We start from the raw sequence: 5,025 nt of genomic DNA on the forward strand, positions 1-5,025 counted from the left end.
CGCCCCACGTTTGCTGAAGTTGCGAAAACCAAGCTAAAGTAGGAAGCGTGGTGAGTCAACGTACAAGATACTTATGTTTTCACCGTAGGGACGTTAAGTGGTGAGTAGTTCAAAAATTACTTATTACTAGAATTGCTAAATCTTCTTTTGCTTATCATAATCTATATTCAGATACATTATTTCCTTTCCATTCGTAATAATCTAAAACCCCTTCATAAATAGCTTCTGCTGCAATCTGTCTGCCGTTTGCCGTAGATAGTTTACTGTAATCGATACCATTATCTATAAAAGCCAATTCCGTTAACACAGCTGGCATATCGTTTTCTCTTATAACATGAAGATCTCCATGTTTAACGCCTCTATCACGCGTTTGAAGAGCCTCTACTAAACGTGTTTGAATTTTTTCCGCTAAAACACGGCTTTCTTCTACATGAGGATTTGTTTTTTCGGATTCAGAAGAATTATAGTAGTATGTTTCTGTCCCTTTTGCATTACCATTAAAAGCATTTGCATGAATGCTTATAAAGATATCACCCTCATTTTGCTTAGCAAATTTAACACGTTCCTGTAAAGAGCTTTTTTGGTCATGTCCAGGCCTAGTATCAGATTCACGTGTTAGTAAAACTGTAAATGGTGTATGCTTTTCAAGCAATTGTTGTAGGCGTAAAGAAGTATCTAATACGATTTTACTTTCTGACAATCCTTTTGTGGGCTTTCCAGGATCTGCACCACCATGTCCAGGATCAATAATGATTGTTTTACTTTCTAAAGGGTTTTTCGGACTGGATTGAAGGGTATCTGTTTTGGCAGTAAGTTGTGCAGCTTCTGCACGTGTTATGAATTTATTTGGTTGCCAACCATTATCAGTACCAACAGAAATCTTTAAATCAATTAAAATATTGGCGAATTTTTCACCCCAATGTCCTTTTAAATCATCAAATTTACTTTGCCCATTACTATTTGTTCTATCTTGTAGCTTATATGCATTTACTAACATTGTTGCCATTGCAGCACGAGTAACTTTTCCAGAAGGATTAAATAATCCATTCCCTTCACCTTTAATGATTCCTGCTTTTTCAGCAGCCCCAATATAAGGGCTTGCCCAATGATTTTGAGAATCTGTAAAAGAAGGTTTTGCATTTGTATCAACTTGTATACCTAGAACTTTCGTCATAATGGTTGCTGCAGAAGCTCTATCTAATGTATCGCTAGAACCAAAAGTTCCATCTGGATAACCATTCAATACCTGTTTATCAACTAAATAATTAACGGATTTGTCAGCCCATGCAGGAACATCTGGGAATTTATGAGTATCTGCAAAAATACTAGAAGAATAAGATAGTAGACTTCCAGCAAGAATTCCTGTAGCAATTAATTTTTTCTTCAAAATTTAGCACCTCTAAAAAGTTATTACAAGTTGGTAAATATATCATTTATAGTTAAGTTTTAAGAAATACGACCTAGTTTAAAGGACAATCGTTTAAGTTGATATCATCACTATATAACATATAGTCAATATTTAATTAAATTAAATTATTATTTCGAAAAGAATCCGTGGAAATACTCTTATATTAAGAGCACGTTTGATATTTTCACTAACATTGTGTAACCAGTATAGTTACTCATATGTACGAGTGTCAATCAAAAAAATGTTACATTTTTGTAAGGTAACTATATTAATAATGTAGTGATTAATCATTACATAAAGTGAATAATTAATCACTTTAATTAATATAAGGATTGATAAAAATGTTTCTAACCGTATGAACCAAAAGGAATCTTCTGTCGAAAAATGATAAATCACTATATTTCTCTGTATCCTTTTTCTCATAAAAAGCCACACATATGTCTAGTACTCTAGCATGCTTTCAAATGGATTGGACAATGCTAAAATAGATTACAGAAAGGCTTATACTGATTAGATGCATTAAATATTATCAACAAAAAAAGTTTACGAAATTAAGTGTATGTATAGACTTTCCAGTCAAAAGAATATAAACAGGAAAATCATTATATAAGCAGGTATCTCTGAGAAATTATATAAATGTAACATATACCCACTTGATGTAGCTATTATAGTTACTTATATAAATGAGTGTCCACGACAGAAATATAACATTTTTGCAAGCAGCTAATAAAAATAAAACAGAAGAAAATGTTTTAAAGTAACTAATTCAAAAAAGCCTTGTAACATATTTCAAGACTTTTTGAATTGGTATATACATTATAGATGGATAATTTTATTTTATTAAAATCAAGACCAAACCCATTGCTCTTTATTTGTATTCTGTTTAATTTTATCGTTAATTTTCTGGATATGGTCATACGTTGTTTTATCCATTCCATGGAAATTAGATCCATCATGAAAATCTACTCGAACCATATCACCTATATTAAATTGTTGACCTTGTGTTAAATCCACATAAACAACATCATTTTTCCCATTTTTAGAAGGGTACTTGACAGCTACATAATCGGTATAATCTTTGTCTATTTTTGTAATTTCTCCGATTACAAAATTAGGTTGACCATCTTCTTTTTCATACATTCCTGGTTTCAATGTTGTACCTTCTTTTTCTAAAGACTTAGTACTAGTACTATAATCATTAATTTGCGTTTTAACTTTTTCTACTTTTGCATTTACAGCTATAGGTGGTATGGATCTCGCCCAAAAATCACTTTCTACTTTCACTAAGTCATTAACTTTAAAGTTATGAGTGTTTTTTAGAGGTACACGAAGATCCTCTGGATTTCCGTTATTATCTATATATATAACTAATAACTCATTAGAAGAAACTTCACTTACATGCCCTACTGTATATTTCTCATAGTTTCCAGGAGCTAATTCAAAATGCTCAACAGAATTAGCCGTTAAACTTGTAGTAAATGCGTTTTGAAGTAATGGACCATTACTATTTACTTTTACATATTCACCTGGTTTTGCATTTGCTTGAAAATCAGTATAAATAGTTACACTTTCATTTAATTCTTTACTTTCAATGATAAAATACTTTGACTGTACTTCTATTACTTTCCCCTCAACTGTAGTGTTGAACTCTTGCACAGCTGCACTTGCTGTTAGTGAATCTAATCCTGGTATATTACTTCCCGTAAATGCTGCAAATCCTAATGCACCAGCTAAGATGACTTTTTTCATATTCTAAAACATCTCCAATCATATCTATTCACCAACTGATTTCCATTATCAATTAGCATGTAATCATTATAGTTACACCTTTTAAAGAACGTCAACAAAAAGATCATTACACTTTTGTAAGGTAATAAGGTTAATAATATATCAAGTAACTTTTTCACGAAGTAAATTTTTTATGTTTATAATAGGCTAAAAATGAAAATAATCCACCTATCTGGTTGATTGTACTGCTTATTAGCGAATCGTATCATTTATTATGATTCCTATATTTTTACTAATTTGCTGACTTACAGGAAAGCAAATAGCCAATATTTAGAGTTAGATTAAAACAAACATTTCCGTTTTCATGGCAACTTATTAATCTTTATGGCAATTTAAGTTTAATAAACAACAAAAGTTTGTTGACATGGATGGATGCATTTATTCAAGAATTAGTGCGATCAAAGCTACTATCTAAAATACAGTAAATAGTATATACGAAGTACTTCGTTAGAAATTTTAGGAGAGTACTTCTTATTCGCCTTTTTCAGGAGATGTACAAAAATACCCCACATATAAATCCAAATTATTTAATCTATTATCTTCAATAATTAATTGATAACGACCAACATAGATATAATCAAACCTGTTGCACCATTTGGTAAGAGGACACCGTGACTGTTTAAATTTAAAAGCCCCGCAGTATGATGACCAAATAATATAAATAATAATAGAAGTCCAACGAAAATAAAAACCACAATAAATAACTAGTAAATAACGCTAAACATCCCTCTTTATTTAATCTAGAAAGCCCTCTCATTACATAGGATTAAAAATAAACTTATTCATCCTTATAGTTATTATAATGAGTAATTATTCACCTTATATAATAATTACTTACTATATTATTAACATGGTTATCTTACAAAAATGTAATTCTTTTTTAATTGACACTCGTATATATAAGTAACTATACTGGTTACACAAGCTTGGTAAATATATCAAATAGTCCCTTACTACAAGTGTATGTCTGTGAATTCTTTTCGAAATAATAGTTTTAATCAACCGTATATTATTTACCTGTAATATAGTGATAATACCAACCCAATCTATTAAACTAGGTCATATTACTTATGAGTGTAACTATAAATGATAGATTTACCAAGCTGTAATAATTTTTAGGAGTGTTACATTTTGAAATACAAATTAATTGCTACAGGAATTCTTGCTGGAAGTCTACTATCCTACTCATCTAGTACATTTGCAAATACTCATAAATTTCCAGATGTCCCAAATTGGGCAAGCCCTTCTGTAAATTACCTAGTTGAAAAAGGCGCATTACATGGAAAACCCGATGGTACTTTTGCTCCCGCTGAAACAATTGACCGCGGTTCAGCTGCCAAAATAATGGCCATTATGCTTGGTCTAGATATTAATCTAAATGCTAAACCATCCTTCCAAGATGCTCAAAATCACTGGGCAGCACCATACATTGCAGCTGTTGAAAAAGCAGGTGTTATTAAAGGAGATGGAAATGGTAACTTCCTTCCAACAAGTTTGATTAATCGTGCATCCATGGCTTCAATGGTAGCAAACGCTTATAAATTAGAAAATAAAGTTGCTGAAAATAGTGTAACTACGTTTGAGGATTTAAAAGGACATTGGGGAGAAAAATATGCAAATATTTTAATACAAACAGAAATTTCTAAGGGCACTGAAGATGGAGAAAACTGGTCCCCTAATAGACCGATTACCCGTGCAGAGGCTGCACAATTTATTGCAAAGTCTGATCAAATCGACCACCAAACAAAGAAAGAAGAAAATGCTGTAGTTGGTGTAATAAATGATGCAGACTCTTATTATGTGACTGTTGCATATAAAGATGTTAATGG

At 31.5% G+C, this 5,025-nt stretch carries 3 protein-coding genes; 1 reads left to right on the plus strand and 2 read right to left on the minus strand.

Going from position 1 to position 5,025, the window contains the following annotated elements:
* Nucleotides 1–154: 154 nt before the first annotated feature.
* Together CER22_RS30525 and CER22_RS30530 are read right to left on the minus strand one after the other, a co-directional pair.
* Nucleotides 155–1,387 (minus strand): N-acetylmuramoyl-L-alanine amidase, encoded by a 1,233-nt coding sequence (locus CER22_RS30525; protein ID WP_088610452.1) that lies wholly within the window; start codon nt 1,385–1,387, stop codon nt 155–157.
* An 867-nt stretch (nt 1,388–2,254) separates the two neighbouring features.
* Nucleotides 2,255–3,157, minus strand: coding sequence for a hypothetical protein (locus CER22_RS30530; protein ID WP_088610453.1), 903 nt, complete (start codon nt 3,155–3,157; stop codon nt 2,255–2,257).
* A 1,170-nt stretch (nt 3,158–4,327) separates the two neighbouring features.
* On the opposite strand from CER22_RS30530, the gene CER22_RS30540 reads away from it, so the two are divergent.
* On the plus strand, nt 4,328–5,025 hold a 698-nt coding region (locus CER22_RS30540; RefSeq protein WP_142293609.1), incomplete at its 3' end, for an S-layer homology domain-containing protein.

Origin of the sequence: Bacillus sp. K2I17, from assembly GCF_002209985.1 — a bacterium.
GTDB classification, from domain to species: domain Bacteria; phylum Bacillota; class Bacilli; order Bacillales; family Bacillaceae_G; genus Bacillus_A; species Bacillus_A wiedmannii.

Excerpts from the sequence above, each read along its gene's own strand:
- CER22_RS30530 (WP_088610453.1), bottom strand. The coding sequence starts at position 3,157 with ATGAAAAAAGTCATCTTAGCTGGTGCATTAGGATTTGCAGCATTTACG.